The sequence below is a fragment of the Sphingopyxis sp. genome (genome assembly GCF_016793825.1).
Lineage (GTDB): Bacteria > Pseudomonadota > Alphaproteobacteria > Sphingomonadales > Sphingomonadaceae > Sphingopyxis.
The window spans coordinates 196,204-217,975 of sequence record NZ_JAEULM010000002.1 but is presented as its reverse complement, the minus strand read 5'-3'; the positions used below and the strand labels follow the sequence as shown (position 1 = coordinate 217,975).

The window sequence follows — 21,772 nt, the reverse complement described above, 5'->3', positions numbered from 1 at the left end:
GCCAATTAAAGTGGTACGTGAGCTGGGTTCAGAACGTCGTGAGACAGTTTGGTCCCTATCTGCCGTGGGCGTCGAAATTTGAGAGGAGTTGACCCTAGTACGAGAGGACCGGGTTGAACATACCTCTGGTGTACCTGTCGTGGCGCCAGCCGCGCAGCAGGGTAGCTATGTATGGACGGGATAACCGCTGAAAGCATCTAAGCGGGAAGCCTCCCTCAAGATAAGATTTCATAGAGCCGTGGAAGACCACCACGTTGATAGATCGGATGTAGAAGTGCGGTAACGCATGGAGCTAACCGATACTAATTGCTCTTTTCGCACTTAAGAGTCCCGCCATCAACGACAAGCCTGATGGGCCAAGAGCCTTTCAGCTGTCCGCGAATGTCGGATGATTGATCAGACAGTATTGCACGGATATCGATTGAAACCCTTTTGGCCTACGCCGGCTTCATTGCTTGGTGACCATGGCGTCAGTGACCCACCCGATCCCATCTCGAACTCGGCCGTGAAACCTGACAGCGCCGATGGTACTATGGCTCAAGCCCTGGAAGAGTAGGACGTCGCCAGGCATTGCAGCCGACGTAAGGTCGAAAAGAAACCCATTCACAAAGTTAGAGGCCGGCAGCGATGCCGGCCTTTTGCTGTTTTTGCGGCACCTTTCGGGGCCGCAATCTGGTTGACGCGGGATGGAGCAGCCCGGTAGCTCGTCAGGCTCATAACCTGAAGGTCGTAGGTTCAAATCCTACTCCCGCAACCAAGAATTGGCCCGCTAACTCGATGAGTTAGCGGGCTTTTTCGTGTCTGACACCGATCTGCCGATCGCGCTGTGGAACCTCCGAAACGGCGGGGAGCGGGCTAACGCTTGGGTGGCGGTGTGGGTATAAAATTGGATCTGGATTTTTCTGCCCACGACATAGCCCGAATTCCGATTGACCTCCACCGGAAACGATATAAATATGATATCATCATTATATCGAATGATTCGGAGGGAAAGATGGTTGACGGAACGCCGGCGCTGAACCGCAGTCGCGAGACGCGCGCCAACACGCAAAGCGGTTATCTTATGCTGCTCATCTGGGTGGGGCTGCTTGGCATTGCCGCATGGGCGGTGATCTCCAACGTCCATGGCGCCGAAGTTGCCTGGAAATGGGGTCTCGTCATCGCGAGTGCGATCGCGGGCACGATCATCCTGTGCGGCTTTTACCTCATCAACCCGAACGAAGCGGCGGCAATCCAGCTTTTCGGGGCCTACAAGGGCACCGACCGCGAGGAGGGGCTGCGCTGGGTTCTCCCCTGGCTGACGCGCAAGAAGATCGCTGTGCGCGCCAACAACGTGATTTCGGACAAGATCAAGGTCAACGACCTGCGCGGCAATCCGATCGAAATGGCGGCGCAGGTCGTGTGGCGCGTCACCGACACGGCGCAGGCGCTGTTCGACGTCGAGGATTACAAGGAGTTCGTGATGGCGCAGATCGAGGCCGCCGTGCGCTCGATCGGCTCGCGCTATCCCTATGACGATATCGAGCATCAGGAAATCACGCTGCGCGGCAACCACGACGAGGTCGGGGTCGAACTGCGCAAGGCGTTGATCGAACGTTTGACGGTCGCCGGAATTACCGTTGACGAATGCGGTCTTACCCACCTTGCCTATGCGCAGGAAATCGCGGGTGCCATGCTTCGCCGCCAGCAGGCCGAAGCCGTGATCGCGGCGCGCAAGAAGCTGGTCGAAGGCGCCGTGACGATGGTCGAGATGGCGCTCCAGCACCTGTCGGAAAAGAATGTCGTCGATCTCGATGACGAGCGCAAGGCGGCGATGGTGTCGAACCTGATGGTCGTGCTTTGCGGCGAACGCGACACGCAGCCGGTGGTCAACACCGGATCGCTGTACTGAGGCCCGACGATGGCTGCGCAGCCCAAGAAAGCCTTTGCCCTCCGTCTCGATCCGGCGCTCTATGCCGCGATCGAGCGGATGGCAGGCGCCGAGCTGCGCAGCGCCAATGCCGAGATCGAGATTTTGCTGCGCGAAGCGCTGGCCCGGCGCGGCGTGACCGTCAAGCCGCCCACGCCTGCCCGGCGCGGGCGGCCACCCGGAAAGGATATCGCATGAAGACGACGCCCATTCTGGCTGTGCTGATCGCGATCGCCGGCCTGGCCGCCTCACCCGCAAGCGCCGCGCCCCGCCCGGTCGAGATAGCGGTGCGCGGTCCCGATGGCCCCATCGCCGGGACGCTGCTGATCGCCGATCCGCTCGATGCGCCGGTCGTGCTGATCCTTCCCGGATCGGGCCCAACCGACCGCGACGGCAACAGCCCGGCCGGGGTGTCCGCCGCCAGCTATCGATTGCTTGCCGAGGCGCTGGCCGCAAAAGGCATATCGAGCGCGCGCGCTGACAAGCGCGGCATCGCGGGCAGCAGGGCTGCCACAACCAATCCCAATCAGGTCACGATCGACGATTACGCCGCCGACGCCCTCGCCTGGACGAAGGCGCTGCGCGACAAGACGGGCGCCCGCTGCATCTGGTTGGCGGGACACAGTGAAGGCGGGCTCGTCGCGTTGACAGCGGCAGCAAGTCCCGACGTTTGCGGTATCATCCTCATCGCCACGGCGGGACGGACGCTCGACGTGGTGATGCGCGAACAGCTTGCGGCCAATCCCGCCAATGCGCCCCTGATGGCCGACGCCAATCGTGCGATCGACGCGCTTGCAGCCGGGCAGCATGTCGATGTCACCACGATGCATCCGGCGCTGGCGCAAGGTCTCTTCAATCCCGCGATCCAGGATTATCTGATCGACCTGTTTCACCGCGACCCCGTGAAGCTGATCGCGCAAACCGCGAAGCCGGTGCTGATCGTCTCCGGCCTGGCCGACATGCAGGTGAGCCGCGTCGACGCCGAAGCGCTCGGCGCCGCGCGGCCCGACGCCCGACTGCTGCTGATCGCGGGCATGACCCACACGCTGAAGCAGATTGCCGGCGAAGGGCGGGTCGCCAATATCGCGACCTATTCCGACCCCACCCTGCCCATCGACGTCACGCTGGTCGATGCCATTGCGGCATTCGTGGGCGCGCCGCCACGCGGAGAACCCCGCCCATGATGCATCTGATTTTCGACGGCCATCCCTGGTTCGCACCCAAGCGTCGTGGCTATGGCACCGGCTTGCCGATCCGCTGGCAAGGTTGGGTGATGCTGGTGACGCATATCACGCTCATTGCCGGAGTCTCGGTGCTGCTGCGGAACCATCCCATGGCGATGGTGCTAGCTGTTGTGCTCGCCGGACTCGCGCCCATGCCGCTCTATCGTGCCAAGACCGAAGGCGGTTGGCGCTGGCAATAGTGGCGTGCAGGCATCGGACGGTGCGGAGCCAGACGGGACCGCCCTACGCCAGCATTTTTCGGATATCGCCCCGATCGCGGCCCGCCCCCGCTTGCCCCACAAGGGGTTGATGGTTAAGGCCGATGTCCATGACCGCCGCCAATCCCGCCGTCCGCATCGCCCCTTCGATCCTCAGCGCCGATTTCGCGCGCCTGGGCGAGGAAGTGCGCGCGATCGAGGCTGCCGAGGCGGATTGGGTTCATATCGATGTGATGGATGGTCATTTCGTGCCCAACCTGACGATCGGCCCGATGGTCGTGAAGGCGCTGCGCCCGCATTCGACCTTGCCCTTCGACGTCCATCTGATGATCAGCCCGGTCGATCATTTTCTCGACGCTTTCGCCGCGGCGGGCGCCGATATCATCACCGTCCATCCCGAAGCAGGCCCGCACATCCACCGCAGCGTCCAGCACATCAAGTCGCTCGGCAAGCAGGCCGGCGTCTCGCTCAATCCCGCGACCCCGGCGAAGATGCTCGACTATCTGATCGACGAGATCGACCTTGTGCTGATCATGAGCGTCAATCCGGGCTTCGGCGGCCAGAGCTTCATTTCCAGCCAGCTTCGCAAGATCGAGGCGGTGCGCAAGACGATCGACAAGTCGGGCCGCGACATCCGGCTTGAAGTGGACGGCGGGATCGACGCGACGACCGCCCCGCTCGCAATTTCGGCGGGTGCCGACGTTCTCGTCGCCGGGACCGCGACCTTCAAGGGCGGCCCGGACGCCTACGCCGACAACATCCGGCGCCTGCGCGGCGGCGCGTAACCGGTGGAGGGGAGACCGTTGACCTCTGCCCCGTCCAGTCCGATTCCCGATCCGGGCGACGACGCCCCGCCCATCGACGACAGCATCGAACCCGGCAAGCGGCTGATCCGCCTGCCGGCCGACAAGGGTTTGTCGCTGGGCGACCGGGTCGCCAATTACATCACCCGGTTGACCTGGCGCACGCCTCTGCACGCCCTGCATCTGAAAGGCCGCTTTCCGCTCAAGCTATTGGGCGTGCCGGCCGATCCGGTGCCGGGCGACATGCGCGCGGGCACCGCGATCCGCACCGGCCATTTTCTCCATCGCGGCCTTCGCCTCTCGCTCGGGGTGCTGGATTTCGCGGCGCTCGATGTCGCCCCGACCTTTGCCGACTATCTCCACAGCTTCGCCTGGCTGCGCGATCTTGCCGCCACCGGCACGCGCGCCGACGGGGCGCCGATTGCCGAGGCGATGGTACGTCACTGGCTCGGCTCCCATGGAGAGGCCGTCAGCGAACCCGCCTGGCGCGCCGACAACACCGGTTGGCGCATCCTCTTCTGGGCGGCGCACGCCCCGCTGATCCTCTCGTCGAGCGACCTCGTCTATCGCTCGGCGGTGCTCAACCACCTCGCCCGTGCTGCGCGCCACCTTGACCGCGTTGCCGACAAGACGCGCCCTGGCACCGGACAACTCGTGGCGTGGATCGGCATCGTCGCCGCGTCCTTGCTGATGCCTGGCGGCGAACCGCGGCAGGTTTTCGGCGAGGCCGGACTCCGCAAGGTCATCGAGACGAGCTTCTACGCCGACGGCGGCAACATCGCGCGATCGCCGCAGGCCCAGCTCGACGCGATCATGGCGCTGTCGATGCTGGCGCGGGTCTATGACATGCGCCGTATCGAGGTGCCGCCGTTCCTGCAGGAGGCGCTCGCACGGACCGTCCCCGCGCTGCTCGGTCTTGTCCACAGCGACGGCGGCATGGGAAGCTGGCAGGGCAGCGGCGCGACTGCGGCCGATCAGATCCAGGCCGTTGTTGCGGCAAGCGGCGTGCGCACGCGCCCGCTGAAACAGGCGCGCGACTGGGGGTATCAACGGCTCGTCGCGAACAAGGTCGTCGTCCTCGCCGACGCGGCACCGCCGCCGATCGCGCGCGTGACCGAGGCCGGTTGCGCATCGACCCTCGCTTTCGAACTATCCGATGGCGAGGATCGCATCGTGGTGAATTGCGGCGGTGCGGCGCTGACCGGCGCGACGATTCCAGCCGACCTGGCGCGCGGCCTGCGCACCACCGCGGCGCATTCGACGCTGACTATTGCCGACACCAATTCGACCGCGATCCTGCCCAGCGGCCTGCTTGGCCGCGGCGTGACCGAAGTCGAGCTCGACCGGCGGGAAACCCCGCAGGGCAGCCGCGTCGAGATGAGCCACGACGGTTATGCGCGGCGGCACGGCCTGATCCATCGGCGCCTGTTGATCCTTGCACCTAACGGCCGCGAATTGCGCGGCGAGGACATGCTGCTCCCCGCCCCGCGCAGCCGGCGCAAGGGCGACAAGAAATTCACGCTGCGCTTTCACCTCGGCCGCAACATGTCGGCCAGCCTGACCGCCGACAAACTCGGCGCGTTACTGCGCATCTCGGGCGGCACGCTGTGGCAGTTCCGCACATCCGAAGGCACACTGGAGATCGAGGAAAGCCTTTGGGTGGACGGTGACGGCCGGCCGCACCCGACCGAACAGCTTGTCGTCACCGGTTCCGCGCCGGCCGGCGGCGCCAGCATCGGCTGGATATTCAAGCACATCGGATGACGGCGGCGGGTCAGGGACGACCCGCCGCCGCGCATCGTCAGAAGGCGTAACGCGCCATCAACTGGAACACCGGACCGGCGGTTTCCTTCTCCAACTCATATTCGATGAAGGTCCGGTCGTTCTGCTGGTCCACCGTGTCGAACTTGTTGAACGCTTCGCGCTTTGCGCCGTTCAGCAGGTTCGATCCAACCGCGCGGATCGTGAAGCTTTTTCCGAAGCGCTTTTCGACAAAGATTTCGAGGTCGGCACCGTAAGTGGTGCGCACCTCTTCGCCGACGGTGCGGTCGAAAGCGCCGCCCTGCTTGCGATAGGTGGCGCCGAACGCTGCGCCGAGCGACGGAATGTCCTGAATCAGCCCGAAGTTATAGACATATTCGCTCTGACCGTTGAAGCGGCGCTTGCCGAACTGGTCGACGATCCGGCTGTCGAGCCACGAGACGTTTCCAAACACGCCGGTGTCGGGCAATCCGATGAAACCGAGATCGGTCGACATGTCGAACTCGACGCCCCACACCTTGCCATCGCCGACGTTCAGTGGCTTGTAGACAAACGTGCCCGCGCCTTCCGAACCGACGGCTCCGGTATTGGTGAGTTCGATGAGGTCGTTCACCTTGCGGTAGAAGAAATTGACCCCGGCGATGCCCGAACGGCCGAGGCGCTGTTCGTAGCCGAGGTCGAAGCCCCAGGCGGTTTCGGGATCGAGCAGCGGGTTGCCGACGAGGTCGTTGTCGCCAAGCTCTGCCTCCAGTGTCGCCGGCGACAGATAGTTGAATTCGGGACGGCGGCTGGTGCGCGCCGCCGATGCGGTAATCCGACCCCGCGCGCCGACGTCGATCTTCACCGATGCCGAGGGAAGCAGTTTCGCATAGTCGTTCGTCGTGCGCTGGATCGCCACCGGAACCGTGAGATCGTCGATGGTGAGGTCGGTGGTTTCATATCGCACCCCGGCTTCCCACTTCACGCCGGGCATGTCGCCTTCGACGAGTACAAAGCCGTCGAGGCGTTTTTCCTCGATCGTGTTGAGGCCGCCGATCGCCGGACCGAACGCGCCGAAGGTGCGGGCGAATTCGGTCGGATTGCGGGCGAACTGGTCATAACCCTGACGATTGGCCGCGGTCAGGTTGTAGCGGTCGCGCGGGGCCTCGGTGATTGCCGTGTCGCGATCCTTGTCCTGCCACAGCCCGCCGAATATCAGCTTGGCGGTCTCGCCCAGCGCCACTTCATGCTCCAGTCGCACCGAAAATTCCTTGTCGGTAATGCCGCTGCGCGTCTGGTCGCCGGTAAAGCGCGGCAGCGCGCGGTCGAACTCGACCTCATATTCGGTTTCGAACCGATCTTCGTCGAAATAGGCGTAACCGACTTTCAGGCTCGTCTCGCCGGCCGACCAGCGGTGGGCAAGCTTGCCGTTCACGCTGTAATTGTCCTGATTGATCCGCGCGACGTTGGCATTGTCGACGGTCAGATTTCCAGGAGGTGTTGCGCGGACCGGCCCGTTGACGGCAGTCCGGTCGTTATATTCAAAGCTACGCTCGTCCTCGGTCCGGTCGGTATGGACGTAAAAGCCGTTGATCGACAGGTCGGTGGTGTCGCCCTTGATGTCATAGGTCGCGTTGAACGAATAATCCTTGCCGTCGCGCACGTCGCTTTGGTCTTCGCGATTGTCGAACACCGGCACGTTGGTCGGATCGCCGTTCGCATCCTCTTCGTTGGCATAGCGCAGCGACAGCTTTTTCTTCGGGTTGTGGCGGCCTTGGAAATTGCCGCCCAGCAGGATACGCCCGGGACCGAGCGGGGCGCCGAACACGCCGCCAACGCTGGGTTCGAACTCCTTGTCGTCGAAATAAAGCCCACCGGCGCGGATATAGCCTCCGTCCAGTTCATATCCGTCGCGCAGCTTGATGTTGAGCGTGCCCGCGACGGCATCGCCGGTGCGGCGCGCCGACGACGAGCGGACGATCTCGACGCGATCGATCAGTTCAGCCGGAATGCGGTCAAGAAAGAAGCTGCGGTCGGCGTTCGACCCCGGCACCTTTTCGCCGTTGATCAGGATCTGGGTATAGCCTGGCGGCAAGCCGCGAAGCCGCGCACCGTCGCTTTCGATGACGTCCGACAGAAAGGTCACCGACGGGACGCGTTTCAGCGCATCGCCTGCGGTCAGCGGCTCGAACCGCTGGAAATATTCGCTGTCATAGCTGATGACCGGCTCGGCTTCGGTCTCGCTGCGGTTGCGATAGCCGATGCTGCCGAGGACGACGATGTCCTGCGCGCTCGTGATCGTGCCGTCGTCGGTGGCGACCGGTGCGCTATCCTGCGCCGATGCGGGGGCGGCCGCGAGCGCGGCGGCCATGGCGAGAACGGCAGAATGCAGGTTGAATCGACGAATCATGAATGGAACCCCCTGTTTGCGTTGCCGCGCCTCTAGGGAGACCATGTGACAGTTTGCGGCGACGCACATGGCGCCGGAATGACGATCAAATTACGGAAATATGACGGACGGTCCGCGACCCGAGCCAGTCGATCACGCCCTTGAGGCAGCGCGCGCGGCAGGCCGGGCCCTCGCATACTTGCCCTTGCCCGCCTTCGCGCCTAGGGCGACCGCGTCTTTCCCCTCTTGCAAAGGCCGCCCTTTCCATGACCGATCTCGTTCCCGTCCGCCGCGCCCTGCTGTCCGTCAGCGACAAGGCGGGGCTCGCCGACCTTGCCGCCGCGCTCGTTCGTCACGGCGTCGAGCTGGTGTCGACCGGGGGCACCGCGAAGGCGCTGCGCGAGGCGGGGCATGACGTGCTCGACGTCGCCGACCTCACCGGCTTTCCCGAGATGATGGACGGCCGCGTCAAGACGCTGCACCCGACGGTTCATGGCGGCATCCTCGCGGTGCGCGACGATGAGCGCCATGTCGCGGCGATGGACGCGCACGGGATCGGGGCGATCGATCTTGTCGTCGTTAACCTCTATCCTTTCGCGGCGACCGTCGCGAAGGGCGCACCGCGTGACGACATCATCGAGAATATCGACATCGGCGGACCCGCGATGGTGCGCTCGGCCGCCAAGAATCACGCTTTCGTCGGCATCGTCACCGAGCCCGAGGATTATGCCGCCGTCATCGCCGAGATGGACGCCAACGGCGGCGCCACGACGTTGGCGCTACGCAAGCGCCTTGCCGCGACCGCCTTTGCGCACACCGCGACCTATGACGGGATGATCGCAAGCTGGTTCGCCTTCGCCGATCAGGGCAAGCTGTTCCCCGACACGCTGCCGCTGACCGCCAAGCTCGCGAACGAACTGCGTTATGGCGAGAACCCGCATCAGAAGGCGGCGCTCTACCTGCCCGCCGGCCCCGCCGCGCGCGGCATCGCGCAGGCCAAGCAGGTTCAGGGCAAGGAGCTCAGCTACAACAATATCAACGATGCCGATGCCGCGCTCGAACTCGTCGCCGAATTCCGCGACGCCGATCCGACCTGCGTCATCGTCAAGCATGCCAACCCGTGCGGCGTCGCGAGCGCGTCGACGATCGCCGAAGCCTATGACGCTGCGCTGAAGTGCGACGATGTGTCGGCGTTCGGCGGCATCATCGCGGTCAATCGGCCGCTCGACGGCGCGACAGCGGAACTCATCAGCGGCATCTTCACCGAAGTCGTCTGTGCTCCCGATGCCGACGCCGACGCGCGCGCGGTGTTCGCGAAGAAAAAGAATCTCCGCCTTCTCCTCACCGGCGAACTGCCCGATCCCGCACGCGGCGGGCTGATGATGAAGACGATCGCCGGCGGCTGGCTCGCGCAGAGCCGCGATAACGGCCGCATCTCGCGCGCCGAGCTGAAAGTCGTCACCGAGCGCGCACCGACCGAGGAGGAACTGACCGATGCGCTGTTCGCCTGGACCATCGCCAAGCATGTGAAATCGAACGCGATCGTCTATGCCAAGGGTGGCTCGACCGCGGGCATCGGCGCCGGACAGATGAATCGCCGCGACAGCGCACGCATCGCCGCCGTCAAGGCGCGCGAAGCCGCCGAATCGCATGGTTGGGCGAGCCCCCGCACCGTCGGCAGCGCAGTCGCGAGCGACGCTTTCTTCCCCTTCGCCGATGGCCTGCTGGCGGCGGTCGAGGCGGGCGCGACCTGCGTCATCCAGCCGGGCGGTTCGATCCGCGACGACGAGGTGATTGCGGCGGCCAACGAAGCGGGGCTGGCGATGGTGTTCACGGGCATGCGCCACTTCCGGCATTGAGGACGTCGTCGAACCGTCATCCCGGCGAAGGCCGGGATCTCGGCGGTGCGTCAGGCCGAGACGATGAGATCCTGGCCTTCGCCGGGATGACGAGAAAGGAAAGAAGGATGCTCCAGTCTCGACTTCGCTCGCAGCGAACGGCATAGGAAAGCTGTGGTCATCCTGACCCCAAACCAAGGACCAGCATGACCGAAATCGTTCGCAAGCCGTCGATCGTCCAGCGGCTCTACAACTGGACGATGGAGAAATCGGCGCATCCGCATGCCGAGTTCTGGCTGGCGCTGGTATCATTCGTCGAAGCGAGCTTCTTCCCGATCCCGCCGCACCCGTTGCTCGGGCTGATGTGCCTCGCGAACCCGAAGAAGGCGGTGCGCTATGCGATCATCTGCACACTCGCCTCGGTTGCGGGCGGGATGCTCGGCTATTCGATCGGCTATTTCCTGTATGAGAGCGTCGGGCTGTGGCTGCTCGGCGTGCTGGGGTTGACCGACGCCTTTCCGCCGGCCGCCTGTTACCTGCGCGAATTCGGCGCCGAGATCATCCTCATCAAGGGCGCGACGCCGATCCCGTTCAAGCTGCTGACGATCACCGCCGGCTTCATCCACATGAATTTCTGGACCTTCCTGTGGGCAAGCCTCGCCAGCCGGGCCTTTTCCTTCATGCTCGTTGGCATCCTGTTCCGGCTGTTCGGGGCGCCGATCAAGGCGTTCATCGACAAATATCTGATCTGGGTCACCGGCGCGTTCCTCGTTGCGGTGGTCGCGGGTTTCCTCGCGATCGGCGCGCTGTCGGGCGACGGCAAGACGAAGGAAGCCGACAAATGCAGCGGCGCGACGCTTGAGAGCATCGGGCTCGACCGGAAGTAAGTCCTACTCGTTCGCCGCCTGGTGCAGCCAGTCGGCGTGGCGCGGCGCCTTCTTGGTCTGGCTCCATTCGTCGAGCATCAGCGGCGCGACACGGCGCAGTTCGGCATATTGTTCGGCGGTGCCGATGTCGCACGCCAGTTCGACACGATGGCCATTGGGGTCGAAGAAATAGATCGACTTGAAGATGCCATGATGCGTCGGGCCGAGCACGTCGACGCCGTTCGCCACCAGATGCGCCTTCGCCTGCGTCAGTTCGTCATAGCTGCCGACCTTGAACGCCAGATGCTGGACCCACGCCGGCGTATTTTCGTCGCGTCCCATGACCGGCTGGTTGGGCAGCTCGAAGAACGCCAGGATGTTGCCATTCCCCGCATCGAGAAAGACATGCATATAGGGGTCATATTCGCCGGTCGACGGCACATGATCCTCGGCAAAGGCCGTCGTATAGGTCATGCCAAGCATCCGCTCGTACCAATCGACCGTCTCTTTCGCATCCTTGCAGCGATAGGCGGCGTGGTGGACGCCGCCGAGTTTGATCGGGCTCGTCATTCGGCGGGCTCCTCGACATTCAGCGCACCGCGGCGAATCTGGTCCATCTCCATCGACTTGAACAGCGCGGTGAAATTGCCTTCGCCGAAGCCTTCGTCCTTCTTGCGCTGGATGAATTCGAAGAAGACCGGACCGATCACGGTCTGGCCGAAAATCTGGAGCAACAGGCGCGGATCGCCTTCGGTCGTCGAGCCGTCGAGCAGGATGCCGCGCGATTGCAGGCCTTCGACCGGTTCGCCATGGCCCGGCAAGCGCTCGTCGAGCATCTCGTAGTAGGTCGCCGGCGGCGACGGGGCGAAGGGGTTGCCGAGCGCCTTCAACTTGTCCCACGCGGCGTAGAGATCGTCGCAGCTGAAGGCGATATGCTGAATACCCTCGCCATTATAAGCGCGCAGATATTCCTCGATCTGACCTTTGCCGCCGGCGCCCTCTTCATTGAGCGGAATGCGGATCTTGCCGTCGGGCGCCGTCATCGCCTTTGACGTGAGGCCGGTATATTCACCCTTGATGTCGAAATAACGGATCTCGCGGAAACCCGCGATGCGCTCATAAAACGCCGCCCAATGCGCCATGCGGCCACCATAGACATTGTGTGTCAGGTGATCGATCAACTGCATCCCCGCACCGACGGGGTGGCGATCGACGCCCTCTTTGTAAAGGAAGTCGATGTCATAGATCGACAGGTCGTCGCCGTAACGGTCGATCAGATAGATGATCGAGCCGCCGATGCCGCGGATTGCCGGCAGGCGCAGTTCCATCGGGCCGGGGTTGACCTCGACCGGCTCGGCGCCGCGCGCAATTGCTTCGGCATAGGCCTTTGCAGCATCGCGCACCCGCCAGCCCATCCCGCACGCCGACGGACCATGTTCGGCGGCGAAGTATGCGGCCGGCGATCGGGGCTCGTAATTGGCGATCAGGTTGATGCCGCCCTGCCGCCAAAGCTGGACATCCTTCGACCGATGACGCGCGACCTCGGTAAAGCCCATCGCCTGAAACACCGGTTCGAGCATGCCTTTCTCGGGCGCCGAAAATTCGACGAACTCGAAGCCGTCGAGGCCCAGCGGGTTTTCGAACAGATCGGCCATGGTCAGTCCTTCATATGGTTTCAATTGAAACTATTATGAGGGAAGGGGCAGGGGGAGTCAATGATCAGACAGAGCGGCCGGTTGCCACGCAAACCGGAGTCTCCGCGGGGTCACGGGGTTCTCGACAGCTCCTTGTCATTGATCAAGCCGCTGCGCGTCGCAATCTGTTCGCTCCGGCCGATCCGCACCTGCACCTGATAATAATATTTGTCGGTTGGCTTTCCGGCGGCGTCGAAAAAGCCGATCCGGACGCGCTGCGCGACGCCGCGGACCATGATCGTGCGTCCCTTGAAGCGCCTTTCGACGGCAGCGAGCCCCTCTCCCTGTGCCAGCTTGGCCATCACCGCCGCGGGTACCGCGATCGTCAGGCAGTTGCGATCGCGATAGTCGGTTTCGGAATCCAGATAATACATGCCCTCCCGCTCACCGACCGCCTTCACGTCCATGCGGAATGTTCCGGCGATCCCGGCCTTCGGCGCCAGATAGGAAGCATAGGTCACCGCTTCGACGGGCGAGATGCAGTCGTCGCTGCAATAGACACGTCGCGGCGGACTTTGCCGGGCGGGGACGATGACCGCGGGATCGGCCGCAAGCAGCAAGGACAGAAGCAAAGACATCGGACTGTTTTCCCTGACGATTCGGACGGCGATTCGGACAGGACAACCTCACCCGTTCGCCCCGGTCGGGCAATCCCTATCGAGTCCGATCAGGCGGCAGCCGTCTCGATCGCCTCCAGCGCTTCCATCCACGCGGCTTCCACCGCCTCAAGCTCGGCGGCGAATTTACCGCGGCGCTGCGCGAGGTCGCCCATCGTCAGCTTGGCGAGCGCGGGTTCGGCGCTCGCGGGGTCGAACATCGCCCGGTCGATCGCGCTGACCTGTTGCGCGAGCTTCGCTGCGCGCGTTTCATGGTCCTTGGCCGACTGGCGTAGCGTCGCTTGCGCCTCGCGGGCCCTGGCGGCCTCCTGTCGCGCGAGCCTGGCATCCTTCGGCTTCGCCTGCGCCGCCCCGGCGGCGTCGCTCGCGGTCGACTTGCCGAGGATCATCGCGACATAATCGTCCATGCTGCCGGCATATTCGCGTGCGGTGCCGTCATCGACCAGCACCAGCCGGTCGGCGGTGAGTTCGAGCATGTGGCGGTCATGGCTGACCAGGACCACGGCGCCGTCGAAGCCGTTGAGCGCCTGCACCAGTGCCTCGCGCGCATCGACGTCGAGATGGTTGGTCGGTTCGTCGAGGATGAGCAGATGCGGCGCGTCGCGCGTGATGAGCGCAAGCGCGAGCCGCGCCCGTTCGCCGCCCGAAAGCTTCGCCACCTGCGTCGTCGCCTTGTTGCCCGAAAACCCGAACCGGCCGAGCTGAGCGCGGACCGCAGCCTGCGTCTTGCCCTCCATGATGCGCGTCATATGCGCGAGCGGCGTGTCGCTGCCGTCGAGTTCTTCGACCTGATACTGCGTGAAATAGCCCACGCGCATCTTGCCCGACGCCGCCATCGAACCGGCCATCGGCGCCAGTTGCGCCGCGAGCAGGCGCGCCAATGTCGTCTTGCCGTTGCCGTTGCGACCAAGCAGCGCGATCCGGTCGTCGGGGTCGATCCGCAGGTTGAGCCGCTGAAGCACCGGACGATCGGCATAGCCGACACTTGCGAGATCGAGCGTGATCAGCGGCGGTTTCAACTCGTCCGGGCTCGGGAAATCGAACGCCAGCGTCTGGTCCTCGGCCAGCGCGGCGATCGGCTGCATCCTGGCGAGCAGCTTCGCACGGGATTGCGCCTGTTTCGCGGTCGAGGCGCGCGCGCTGTTCCGAGCGATATAGTCCTGCAACTTGGCGCGCTGCGCATCCTGCGACGCCTTCGCCGCCGCGAGTTGTGCCGCGCGTTCGGCACGCTGGCGCTCGAACGCATCGTAGCCGCCGGCATAGAGCGTCACCTTGCCGCCTTCGAGGTGCAGGATATTGTCGACGACATTGTTGAGCAGGTCGCGCTCGTGGCTGATGACGACAAGCTGGCCCGGATAGGCGCGCAGGAAATTCTCGAGCCACAAGGTCGCTTCGAGGTCGAGATGATTCGACGGTTCGTCGAGCAGCAGCAGGTCGGGGTTCGAAAACAGCAGCGCCGCGAGCGCGACGCGCATCTTCCAGCCGCCTGAAAAGTTGTCGAGCGGCTGCGCCTGCATGGCCTCGTCGAAGCCCAGCCCGATCAGGATGCGCGCCGCCCGCGCGGGCGCGGTATAGGCGTCGATCGCGATCAACCGCTCGTGGATGTCTCCCAGCTTGTGCGGATCCTGCTCGCTCTCGGACGCCGCCAGCAGTGTGGCGCGCTCGGTATCGGCGGCGAGCACGGTTTCGAACGGCGTCGCGGTGCCGCTTGGCGCTTCCTGCGCGATATAGCCGACGCGCGTCTTGCGCGGCATGTCGATGCTGCCCTCGTCAGCCTCCAACTGGCCGATCATGACCTTCATCAGCGTCGACTTGCCCGCCCCGTTCCTGCCGATCAGCCCGACCCGGCTTCTGGCAGGCAGGCTCGCGGTGGCGCGTTCGAGGATGGCGCGCCCACCAAGGCGTACGGTGATTCCGTTGATTGTCAGCATGCGCGCGCGCCTAGCATGTTCCGCGCGCCAGCCCAACCCCGGGGTGGCAATCCGGACGCGGTTGCGGCAAACGGGCCCGATGACCAGTCTTGCGCCCTTCCATATCGCCTTTCCCGTCGATGACCTGGACGCCGCGCGCCATTTCTACGGCACCATCCTTGACTGTCCCGAAGGGCGAAGCGACACCGACTGGATCGACTTCAACCTCTATGGCCATCAGATCGTCGCGCACCGCGTCGACCGGCGCGAACGCATCACGGGGCATAATGCTGTCGACGGTCACGCGGTTCCGGTACCGCACTTCGGCGTCGTATTGCCGCCCACGGAATGGCAAGCACTCGCCGACCGCCTGAAGGCGCACGATGTCGGCTTCGTCATCGAACCCCATACGCGCTTTCCCGGCCAGCCCGGTGAACAGTCGACGATGTTCTTTCTCGACCCCGCCGGCAATGCGCTGGAGTTCAAGGCGTTCGCCGACCTTGGGTTGCTCTTTGCCAAAGGGGACTAGTGCGAGGCACCCATCGATATCTGTTTCGGTCGCGGCGCCAGCCAGACAGCAGCGCCCGCGATCACGAAGACGACGCCCGACGCCAGGAAGAGATGCAGCACGCCAAGCGTCGCCGCCTGTCCTTCGACCAATCGGTCGAGGACCGCTCGCGCCTGTTCGATCGTCAACCCGGCGCTCTGCAGCGAGGTCAGGGTCGCCTCGGGATTGTTGAGCGATGACACCAGTTCGGATCGGGACGTCCGACTGGCATCGTCCCAGGCCGTCGTCGCGATCGCGGTCCCGATCGCGCCGCATAGCGTTCGCAGAAAGCTCATGAGCCCCGCCGCCGACGTCTGATGCTGGGCCGGCACCGAACTCAGCGCAAGCGCGGTCAGCCCGACAAAGAAGAAGGGCATGCCAAGACCCTGCAGGACGTGCGGCAAGGCGAGCGTCCAATAGTCGACATCGGCGTTCCAGCTTGCGCGCATGACCGAAATCACCGCCATCCAGATGATTCCCGCAAAGACGGTCAGCCGGACGTCGATCTTGCCGATCAGGCCAGCCGCGACGGGCGAGAGCAGCACCGCGAACACCCCGAGCCAGGCGACGACGAAGCCGGTTTCCGTCGCCGTATATCCGGCAACCTGCTGCAACCAGAGGGGCGTAAGGACGACCTGTGCAAAGAAGGCCCCAAAGCCAAGCGATATTGCCAGCGTCGCGAAGCTGAAACCGCGGAACCGGAACACGCGGAGGTCCACGACGGGATTGGCATCGGTCAATTCCCAGATGACGAACGCGGCAAAGCTGATCGCCGCGACGACCGCAAGCCCGACGATCCACGCCGATCCGAACCAGTCATGCTCGCGCCCCGTGTCGAGCATGATCTGGAAAGCGCCGACCGAGACGACGAGCAGGATCAGCCCGACGACGTCGATCCGTGCCTTTTCCCGCTTGGTCTCGAACGGCGACAGCAGGCTGAACACCCCAAAGGCGCATATGGCGACGACCGGCAGGTTGATGAAAAAGATCCACGGCCAAGACCAGTTGTCGCTGATCAGCCCGCCCAGAATCGGCCCGAGGATCGGCGCCGTCGTTGTCGTCATCGCCCAGATCGCCAGGCCGACCCCGGCCTTTTCCTTGGGAAAGATGCGCAGCAGCAAGATCTGCGACAGCGGCATCAACGGCCCGCCAGAAAGCCCCTGCAACACGCGGAACAGGATCAGCGCATCGAGCGTGCGCGACACACCGCACAGGAACGAGAAGAATCCGAATCCGATGATCGAGAAGATGAACCAGCGTACCGTGCCGAACCGCGAGGCCAGCCATCCGGTCAGCGGAACGCTGATCGCATCGGCGACCGCATAGCTGGTGATCACCCAAGTGCCCTGCGTCGGCGACACCGCCAGTCCGCCCGCGATGTGCGGCACCGACACGTTGGCGATCGTGGTGTCGAGCACCACGACGAAGTTGGCGAGCGCAAGCGCGAAGGCCGCGACAAGCAGCCGCACGCCGGTCAGCGGTTGCGGTTCGGTGGGCAGGGGCTGGGCGGCAGCGCTGGCCATGGCTCAGATCACTTTTCGCGCGTGTCGATCGTCGCTTCCATCGACAGGCCGACGCGGAGCGGGTGGTCCTTGAGGTCCCGGGGATCGAGCGCGATGCGAACCGGCAGGCGCTGGACGACCTTCACCCAGTTGCCCGTCGCATTTTGTGCGGGGATCAGCGAGAAGGCCGCGCCGGTGCCTCCGGCGATCCCGACCACCTTGCCGCGAAATACGACATCGCCGCCATAATAGTCGGACGTCAGCTCGACCGGCTGGCCAATACGAATGCGCTTGAACTGGCTTTCCTTGAAATTGGCATCGACATACGCCGTCGCCACCGGAACCACGACCATGATCGGGGCGCCCGCTGCGATCCGCTGGCCCACCTGAACCTGCTTGTTGGTGACAATGCCGTCGACGGGCGCGCGCACGACCGTACGTTCGAGGTCAAGCTGGGCCTTGTCCAGCCGCGCCTGCGCCGCCGCGACATCGGGAGCGGAATTGATCGTCGTACCGCGGACGAGTGCTTCCGCGGCGCCGAGATCGCCGCTTGCCGAACCACGGGTGGCTTCGGCGGAGGCGATCGAGGCTGCGGCCAGATCGCGCGCCGCCGACGCTGACGCCAGCGCGGTCCGCGCGGCAGTCAGTTCTTCGGCCGACACGGCCCCGGTGCCCGACAGGCTTTCGCGACGCGCAAGCTCCGCGCGCGCCTTCGCGACCGCGGCGTCGGCATCGCGCATCCGCGCGCGGGCCTGCGAGATATCGGCGCCCCGCGCCGCCACGCGCGACCGGGCGGCGTCGGCACTCGCGCTCGCTTGCCCGTAACGCTGGCGCGCCTGACGCAACGCCGCCTCGGCATCGGCGACGGCAAGCCGGGCATCGGCATCGTCGAGCACCACAAGGACATCGCCTTTCTTCACCGTCTGGGTGCCACTGACGCGGACCTCCTTGACCGGTGCCGAGATCAGTGCCGTCACCGTCGCCGAGTCTGCCCCGACATAGGCATTGTCGGTCGATACGCGGCCCGCCTGCGTCAGGAAGTACCAGGCGCCCCAGATCAGCGCGATCGACACGACGGCAATCGCAAGGATGCGGAGGAACTTCTTGCGCGTCGCCTGCGCCGCGCCATTGTTCTCGGACGCGGTTTCGGGAGATTCGTGGGGAGGCTGTGCGGGCGCCGCAGCCGTATCTTCGGCCATCGTCATTCTCCTGTTCTGCCCTGATAGCCGCCGCCGAGCGCGCGGATCAGAGCGATATCGAGCGAAAGTCGGCGCGCCTCGAGGTCGGCCACCTGCCGCGCGAGTTGCGTCATGCTGTCTTCGGCTGTCAGCTGCGGAAGCTGGTTCGACAGGCCCGCGCGATACCGCAGGCCCGCAATCCCGGCGGCGTCCGTCGCGGCCTTCAACGCTTCCTGGCGATCGGCGAGTTGGCGTTCCGTTGCGGCGCGGCTGGCAACGATGTCGGCGACGTCGCGCAACGCCGCGATCAGCGTGCGATCATAATTGGCCACCGCGCTGTCGAACTCGGCGCGCGCGCCACGATAGCGCCCTTGCAGCCGACCGCCATCGAACACCGGCAGGCTGATCGCGACGCCGCCGTTGCCATATTCGGATCCCGACTTGAACAGGTTGGAAAGACCCAGCGACTGAAACCCGACAAGCGCCGACAGGTTGATGTTCGGATAGAAATCGGCGCGCGCGACGTCGATTCGTTTCGCGGCGGCGTCGGCCCGCAGTCGGGCGGCCACGATGTCGGGACGCCGGCCGACAAGGTCGATGCCCGCCTGCGGCGGCAAGGCCATGCCCGGCGATGCCAGCGTCGGCCGCGTGATCGCAAGCCCGCGGTCGGGACCGGCGCCGATGAGCGCGGCAAGGCGGTTTCGCGTCGTGGCGATGGCCTCTTCGAGCGCGACCACGTCGGCGCGAGCGGCCGCGGCGCGGCTTTCGGCCTGCCGCTCGGCCGACTGGTTTTCGATTCCGGCGGCGGCGCGTCTTGCCGACACGTTGGCGCTCGCCGAACGCACGCGCACGGCATCCTTCGCGACGTCGAGTGCCTGATAATAGGCGGCAAGATCGGCATAGGCCGACGCGATGCCCGTGGTCAGCATCAACCGCGCCTGCGCCGCATCGACCCGCGCCGCCTCGGCGTCCGAGGTCGCGGCGGCGAGCGCGGCACGGTTCTTGCCCCACAAGTCGAGATCGAAGCTGAAGGTCGCAGCAACATGGCCCGTATCCTGCACGCCTTCGGGAACGAACTGCGGCGGAATCCCCATGTTCTTGCTTTGCTGGACACCGCCGGCACTGCCTTCCGCCCCAACGCGCGGCAGCAATGCCGCCCCGGCCTGCTGCGCCATCCCTTCGGCGGCGCGCACCCGGGCGGCGGCCGTAGCGAGATCAGGCGAACTGTTGAGTCCTTCGGCAATCAGCGCATCAAGCTGCCGATCGGCAAAGCCCTGCCACCAGCCTTCGGTGGGCCAGGCACCGTCCGCGTCGCCGAAGCTGGTCGACGACTCGAACGCTGCCGCCGCGGCCGGAACGGGCTTCGGGCCGAGATCGGGCACGGTCGCACAGCCCGAAACCAGGCCCAAAATAGCGGCGGAAAGGAAAAATCGATAAGGCATGGCGTCCAACGATACTAGCTGGTATCATGCGCCATTGGACGCCGGAGACTCCATTGTCAATCGAAATGATACCAGATAGTACGGTCGCGCTCGACGACCCCGCTGCGCAACGACGCAAGGCATTCGTCGACGCCGCCCGCTCCGCCTTCTTCGCGCACGGGTATGCCGGCACGACGATGAGCTCGATCGCAAGCAAGGTGGGCGGGTCAAAGACCACCTTGTGGAGCTATTTCCCGTCCAAGGAGGATCTGTTCGAAGCGGTGGTCGATGACATCGTCGAGCAATATGGGCAGCTTCTGTCGATCGAGCTTCCACTCGACGAGCCGGTTCAGGACGTACTTCACCGCTTCGGCAACCTTCTCGTGACCAAATTGACCGCGACGCCGATCCTGTCGCTCTATCGGCTGGTCGTCGGCGAAGCCGAGCGCTTTCCCCATCTCGCCGAGACCTTCTATGATCGCGGGCCCCGCCGCGGCAAGGCGCGCACCGCCGAATGGGTCGCCGAAAAGATGGTGCGCGGCGAGCTGCGAATGGGCGACCCGATGCGCGCCGTGCAACAGTTCACCGGCCTTTGCCAATCGGGCATCTATCAGTTCGCGCTGCTCGGCCTGCCCGAAGCGCGCGACCTCGCGCGGCTTCGGGCTGACGTCGACGATGCGGTCGATACATTCTATCGGGCGTGGAAGCCGGGCGACTGAGGCTCAGGGCGTCAGCGCCCGTACGACCTAGTCAGGTCGTTCGTTCGCGCGGTCGAACATATCCATGAAATCGCGCGCCGCGTCCCTTTCGGCGGCGTCCTTGAACGCCACGTCGAGATCGGGCGCGACACCCAGGATATGCATCAGCGTCCACAACGCAAAGCGCCGTCCACCGTTGGCCTCAAGCCCGAAATCGACCCGCATCCGTTCGCTCCCCGCGGCAAAGGCCTCGGGATGCACGGCCGACAGGTCGGCGGTACCGAAATAGCGGCGGAGCTGGTCATCGAAATCCATGCCTCCTCGTCGCAGAAAGCCCCCGTGATGCCAAGTCGGCCGTGGACGCGGCGCGTTGCCACGCTGTCGGCGGCGTATTAGGCATCGGGGATGAACACCGATCTTCGATTTCCCGCGCGCCGCCTCGACCTTCAGGGGCAGGACGACGCGGCGATCGACCGTGCGGTTCCCGTGGAGGCCCCGGTCGCGATCGAGTATAATGGCATCGGTTACGCTGTGATGATGGCGACCCCCGCCGATCTCGAAGCCTATGCGGTGGGGTTCACGATCGGCGAAGGACTGGCCTCATCCGCAGGCGATATCGGGGCAGTGCAGGTCAACAGGGCCGGCGGGGGATGGGTCGTGCGCGTCCGGTTGGCACCCGCCCGCATGGACAGGGTGATCGAACGGGCGCGAACGCGGGCGTCGGAAAGCAGTTGCGGGCTCTGCGGTATCGAGACGATCGAACAGGTGCTTCGCCCGCTGCCCGCTGCCGCGCGCCCCCGTCCGACCGATCGCGCCGCGATTGCGCGGGCACTGGCCTCGTTGGGGGATCATCAACCGCTCGGGCGCGCGACCGGCGCCGTTCATGCCGCCGCCTTCTGCGACCCCACAGGAGGGGTGGTCGCAGCGAGGGAGGATGTCGGTCGTCACAATGCGCTCGACAAGCTGGTGGGAGCGCTGGCGATGGACGCTGTCGATCCGGCATCGGGATTCGTCCTGCTGTCGGCACGCTGCAGCTATGAGCTGGTCGAAAAGACGGTGCGCGCCGGCTGTCCGATGCTCGTCACGATTTCGGCGCCGACCAGTCTGGCTGTCGAGCGGGCGGTCGCGGCGCAACTCACCCTCGTCACTCTCGCCCGACCGGACGCCGCGCTGATCCTGAACGATCCCTTCCGCTGTATCGGGTGATCGACGCGGCCGC

At 64.9% G+C, this 21,772-nt stretch carries 20 protein-coding genes, 1 tRNA gene and 2 rRNA genes; 14 read left to right on the top strand and 9 right to left on the bottom strand.

Translation table 11 applies throughout. From position 1 onward, the window contains the following. From JNM03_RS01145 to JNM03_RS01105, 9 genes are all read left to right on the top strand, one after another. Window positions 1–325, top strand: a 23S ribosomal RNA gene (locus JNM03_RS01145); the annotation flags it as partial. A 129-nt stretch (window positions 326–454) separates the two neighbouring features. Further along, window positions 455–569 (top strand): 5S ribosomal RNA (gene rrf / locus JNM03_RS01140). A gap of 111 nt (window positions 570–680) precedes the next feature. Further along, a tRNA-Met gene (locus tag JNM03_RS01135) sits at window positions 681–757 on the top strand. 237 nt (window positions 758–994) lie between these two features. Beyond that, window positions 995–1,891, top strand: a complete 897-nt coding sequence (locus JNM03_RS01130; protein ID WP_294033775.1) for an SPFH domain-containing protein — start codon at window positions 995–997, stop codon at window positions 1,889–1,891. Window positions 1,892–1,900: 9 nt separating this feature from the next. Continuing rightward, window positions 1,901–2,107, top strand: coding sequence for a toxin-antitoxin system HicB family antitoxin (locus JNM03_RS01125; protein ID WP_294033773.1), 207 nt, complete (start codon window positions 1,901–1,903; stop codon window positions 2,105–2,107). Continuing rightward, a complete protein-coding gene (locus JNM03_RS01120) occupies window positions 2,104–3,093 on the top strand; it encodes an alpha/beta fold hydrolase (protein ID WP_294033772.1) in 990 nt (329 codons plus the stop codon). Before JNM03_RS01125 ends, JNM03_RS01120 begins: the two co-directional genes overlap by 4 nt. Next, window positions 3,090–3,332, top strand: a complete 243-nt coding sequence (locus tag JNM03_RS01115; RefSeq protein WP_294033771.1) for a hypothetical protein — start codon at window positions 3,090–3,092, stop codon at window positions 3,330–3,332. The genes JNM03_RS01120 and JNM03_RS01115 overlap by 4 nt, the downstream gene beginning before the upstream one ends. 128 nt (window positions 3,333–3,460) lie before the next feature. Beyond that, window positions 3,461–4,135 (top strand): ribulose-phosphate 3-epimerase, encoded by a 675-nt coding sequence (rpe, locus tag JNM03_RS01110; protein ID WP_294033769.1) that lies wholly within the window; start codon window positions 3,461–3,463, stop codon window positions 4,133–4,135. 18 nt (window positions 4,136–4,153) lie between these two features. Beyond that, complete coding sequence (locus JNM03_RS01105; RefSeq protein WP_294033767.1) at window positions 4,154–5,917, top strand: heparinase II/III family protein; 1,764 nt, start codon at window positions 4,154–4,156, stop codon at window positions 5,915–5,917. A gap of 37 nt (window positions 5,918–5,954) precedes the next feature. On the opposite strand, the gene JNM03_RS01100 is transcribed toward JNM03_RS01105, so the two are convergent. Next, window positions 5,955–8,303, bottom strand: coding sequence for a TonB-dependent siderophore receptor (locus tag JNM03_RS01100; protein ID WP_294033765.1), 2,349 nt, complete (start codon window positions 8,301–8,303; stop codon window positions 5,955–5,957). Window positions 8,304–8,548: 245 nt separating this feature from the next. On the opposite strand from JNM03_RS01100, the gene purH reads away from it, so the two are divergent. Continuing rightward, window positions 8,549–10,141, top strand: coding sequence for a bifunctional phosphoribosylaminoimidazolecarboxamide formyltransferase/IMP cyclohydrolase (gene purH, locus JNM03_RS01095; RefSeq protein WP_294033764.1), 1,593 nt, complete (start codon window positions 8,549–8,551; stop codon window positions 10,139–10,141). A 212-nt stretch (window positions 10,142–10,353) separates the two neighbouring features. Next, window positions 10,354–11,007 (top strand): YqaA family protein, encoded by a 654-nt coding sequence (locus tag JNM03_RS01090; protein ID WP_294033791.1) that lies wholly within the window; start codon window positions 10,354–10,356, stop codon window positions 11,005–11,007. A gap of 3 nt (window positions 11,008–11,010) precedes the next feature. On the opposite strand, the gene JNM03_RS01085 is transcribed toward JNM03_RS01090, so the two are convergent. The 4 genes from JNM03_RS01085 to JNM03_RS01070 form a co-directional block, all read right to left on the bottom strand. Next, complete coding sequence (locus JNM03_RS01085; protein WP_294033762.1) at window positions 11,011–11,556, bottom strand: VOC family protein; 546 nt, start codon at window positions 11,554–11,556, stop codon at window positions 11,011–11,013. After that, the gene (gene hppD / locus JNM03_RS01080; RefSeq protein ID WP_294033760.1) at window positions 11,553–12,641 is read right to left on the bottom strand and encodes a 4-hydroxyphenylpyruvate dioxygenase; all 1,089 of its coding nucleotides are present in this window, start codon (window positions 12,639–12,641) and stop codon (window positions 11,553–11,555) included. The genes JNM03_RS01085 and hppD overlap by 4 nt, the downstream gene beginning before the upstream one ends. Before the next feature lie 110 nt (window positions 12,642–12,751). Then, the gene (locus JNM03_RS01075; RefSeq protein WP_294033758.1) at window positions 12,752–13,258 is read right to left on the bottom strand and encodes a hypothetical protein; all 507 of its coding nucleotides are present in this window, start codon (window positions 13,256–13,258) and stop codon (window positions 12,752–12,754) included. Window positions 13,259–13,347: 89 nt separating this feature from the next. Beyond that, window positions 13,348–15,228, bottom strand: coding sequence for an ABC-F family ATP-binding cassette domain-containing protein (locus tag JNM03_RS01070; protein WP_294033756.1), 1,881 nt, complete (start codon window positions 15,226–15,228; stop codon window positions 13,348–13,350). A 79-nt stretch (window positions 15,229–15,307) separates the two neighbouring features. On the opposite strand from JNM03_RS01070, the gene JNM03_RS01065 reads away from it, so the two are divergent. Beyond that, entirely contained in the window at window positions 15,308–15,736 is a 429-nt protein-coding gene (locus JNM03_RS01065) for a VOC family protein (protein WP_294033755.1), read from the top strand. Here the strand turns inward: JNM03_RS01065 and JNM03_RS01060 are convergent. Genes JNM03_RS01060 through JNM03_RS01050 form a run of 3 tightly spaced genes read right to left on the bottom strand, consistent with a single transcriptional unit; the run spans window position 15,733 to window position 19,876 of the window. Then, window positions 15,733–17,277, bottom strand: coding sequence for a DHA2 family efflux MFS transporter permease subunit (locus JNM03_RS01060; RefSeq protein WP_294033753.1), 1,545 nt, complete (start codon window positions 17,275–17,277; stop codon window positions 15,733–15,735). The two genes, JNM03_RS01065 and JNM03_RS01060, sit on opposite strands and share 4 nt — an antisense overlap. 8 nt (window positions 17,278–17,285) lie before the next feature. Then, window positions 17,286–18,455 (bottom strand): HlyD family efflux transporter periplasmic adaptor subunit, encoded by a 1,170-nt coding sequence (locus JNM03_RS01055; RefSeq protein WP_294033751.1) that lies wholly within the window; start codon window positions 18,453–18,455, stop codon window positions 17,286–17,288. A gap of 2 nt (window positions 18,456–18,457) precedes the next feature. Next, a complete protein-coding gene (locus JNM03_RS01050) occupies window positions 18,458–19,876 on the bottom strand; it encodes an efflux transporter outer membrane subunit (protein ID WP_294033749.1) in 1,419 nt (472 codons plus the stop codon). 65 nt (window positions 19,877–19,941) lie between these two features. Here JNM03_RS01050 and JNM03_RS01045 point away from each other — a divergent pair, with 65 nt between their 5' ends. Further along, on the top strand, window positions 19,942–20,574 hold the full coding sequence (locus tag JNM03_RS01045; RefSeq protein WP_294033747.1) for a TetR/AcrR family transcriptional regulator: 633 nt from the start codon (window positions 19,942–19,944) through the stop codon (window positions 20,572–20,574). 27 nt (window positions 20,575–20,601) lie between these two features. Here JNM03_RS01045 and JNM03_RS01040 read toward each other — a convergent pair whose 3' ends face one another. After that, window positions 20,602–20,868 carry a hypothetical protein gene (locus JNM03_RS01040; RefSeq protein ID WP_294033745.1) on the bottom strand — a complete coding sequence of 89 codons (267 nt, stop codon included), beginning with the start codon at window positions 20,866–20,868 and terminating at the stop codon, window positions 20,602–20,604. 90 nt (window positions 20,869–20,958) lie between these two features. On the opposite strand from JNM03_RS01040, the gene fdhD reads away from it, so the two are divergent. Continuing rightward, the gene (fdhD, locus tag JNM03_RS01035; protein WP_294033743.1) at window positions 20,959–21,759 is read left to right on the top strand and encodes a formate dehydrogenase accessory sulfurtransferase FdhD; all 801 of its coding nucleotides are present in this window, start codon (window positions 20,959–20,961) and stop codon (window positions 21,757–21,759) included. Window positions 21,760–21,772: the final 13 nt, after the last annotated feature.

Bases quoted from the DNA above. Each gene is read 5' to 3' on its own strand.
- JNM03_RS01130 (WP_294033775.1), top strand. From the start codon at position 995: ATGGTTGACGGAACGCCGGCGCTGAACCGCAGTCGCGAGACGCGCGCC.
- JNM03_RS01125 (WP_294033773.1), top strand. From the start codon at position 1,901: ATGGCTGCGCAGCCCAAGAAAGCCTTTGCCCTCCGTCTCGATCCGGCG.
- JNM03_RS01120 (WP_294033772.1), top strand. From the start codon at position 2,104: ATGAAGACGACGCCCATTCTGGCTGTGCTGATCGCGATCGCCGGCCTG.
- JNM03_RS01115 (WP_294033771.1), top strand. From the start codon at position 3,090: ATGATGCATCTGATTTTCGACGGCCATCCCTGGTTCGCACCCAAGCGT.
- rpe (WP_294033769.1), top strand. From the start codon at position 3,461: ATGACCGCCGCCAATCCCGCCGTCCGCATCGCCCCTTCGATCCTCAGC.
- JNM03_RS01100 (WP_294033765.1), bottom strand. From the start codon at position 8,303: ATGATTCGTCGATTCAACCTGCATTCTGCCGTTCTCGCCATGGCCGCC.
- purH (WP_294033764.1), top strand. From the start codon at position 8,549: ATGACCGATCTCGTTCCCGTCCGCCGCGCCCTGCTGTCCGTCAGCGAC.
- JNM03_RS01085 (WP_294033762.1), bottom strand. From the start codon at position 11,556: ATGACGAGCCCGATCAAACTCGGCGGCGTCCACCACGCCGCCTATCGC.
- hppD (WP_294033760.1), bottom strand. From the start codon at position 12,641: ATGGCCGATCTGTTCGAAAACCCGCTGGGCCTCGACGGCTTCGAGTTC.
- JNM03_RS01075 (WP_294033758.1), bottom strand. From the start codon at position 13,258: ATGTCTTTGCTTCTGTCCTTGCTGCTTGCGGCCGATCCCGCGGTCATC.
- JNM03_RS01070 (WP_294033756.1), bottom strand. From the start codon at position 15,228: ATGCTGACAATCAACGGAATCACCGTACGCCTTGGTGGGCGCGCCATC.
- JNM03_RS01065 (WP_294033755.1), top strand. From the start codon at position 15,308: ATGACCAGTCTTGCGCCCTTCCATATCGCCTTTCCCGTCGATGACCTG.
- JNM03_RS01060 (WP_294033753.1), bottom strand. From the start codon at position 17,277: ATGGCCAGCGCTGCCGCCCAGCCCCTGCCCACCGAACCGCAACCGCTG.
- JNM03_RS01055 (WP_294033751.1), bottom strand. From the start codon at position 18,455: ATGGCCGAAGATACGGCTGCGGCGCCCGCACAGCCTCCCCACGAATCT.
- JNM03_RS01050 (WP_294033749.1), bottom strand. From the start codon at position 19,876: ATGCCTTATCGATTTTTCCTTTCCGCCGCTATTTTGGGCCTGGTTTCG.
- JNM03_RS01045 (WP_294033747.1), top strand. From the start codon at position 19,942: ATGATACCAGATAGTACGGTCGCGCTCGACGACCCCGCTGCGCAACGA.
- JNM03_RS01040 (WP_294033745.1), bottom strand. From the start codon at position 20,868: ATGGATTTCGATGACCAGCTCCGCCGCTATTTCGGTACCGCCGACCTG.
- fdhD (WP_294033743.1), top strand. From the start codon at position 20,959: ATGAACACCGATCTTCGATTTCCCGCGCGCCGCCTCGACCTTCAGGGG.